This window comes from Xanthomonas sp. LMG 12459, from assembly GCF_009192905.1.
Lineage (GTDB): Bacteria > Pseudomonadota > Gammaproteobacteria > Xanthomonadales > Xanthomonadaceae > Xanthomonas_A > Xanthomonas_A sontii.
This window is the reverse complement of the sequence record NZ_NSGT01000135.1, coordinates 1-655: the sequence shown is the minus strand read 5'-3', so window position 1 is coordinate 655 and position 655 is coordinate 1. Positions and strand designations below refer to the sequence as shown.

Genomic DNA, 655 nt, shown 5'->3' with positions numbered 1-655 from the left:
GCTGGTCGATACCCTGCCGGCGCGCGCCTTCAGTGGGCTGCTGCTGATCGTGCTGGGGATCCTGCTGTCGCTGCCGATTCCGTTCACCAACTACGCCTTCGGCGCGATGCTGTTGCTGTTCGCGCTGGCGCTGCTGGAACGGGACGGCGGACTGATGCTGCTGTCGTGGCTGGGCAGCATCGCCGTGGCGCTGAGCCTGGGATTGGCCTCGGACCAGGTGGTCGACCTGGGCCGGGAGTGGATGCACAAGCTGCGCTGAGCGCAGGCGGCAGTGGAGCACCCGCTGCCCGCTTACTTCACCAGGTACAGTTCCGTCTCGCTGGCGAACACGTTGCGCATGTGCGACGGCCGCACGGACGCACCCTTGGCCAAGCGTTCCGGCGTCTGGGCGCGCAGGCGCTCCAGGCATTTGCTCATCTGTTGCAAGGCCGCCTCCAGTCCACATTCGTGCACCGGCGCCATCGGATGCTGTGCGTTCATTGCCGATCCCCCTGTTCGCGTCAGTTGTACGGCCGTGTCCCGAGGCCGAACGCCACGCTGATGCGCGACGCGAAACGATGACATACCCGGGAAAATCAAGACATCGTGAAAGCGGTGCACGGTGTGATGCCCATCAACGCAAATATGGCAATGAGCGCCCGCGTGCGTCTGCGCG

General features: G+C 65.2%; 2 protein-coding genes. One reads left to right on the top strand and one right to left on the bottom strand.

Annotated features, from left to right (window positions below; all coding sequences use genetic code 11):
• A partial coding sequence (locus CEK65_RS20840; RefSeq protein ID WP_193314852.1) for an exopolysaccharide biosynthesis protein occupies positions 1-259 on the top strand: 259 nt, incomplete at its 5' end.
• A 32-nt stretch (positions 260-291) separates the two neighbouring features.
• On the opposite strand, the gene CEK65_RS21285 is transcribed toward CEK65_RS20840, so the two are convergent.
• On the bottom strand, positions 292-655 hold a 364-nt coding region (locus CEK65_RS21285; protein ID WP_226980669.1), incomplete at its 5' end, for a hypothetical protein.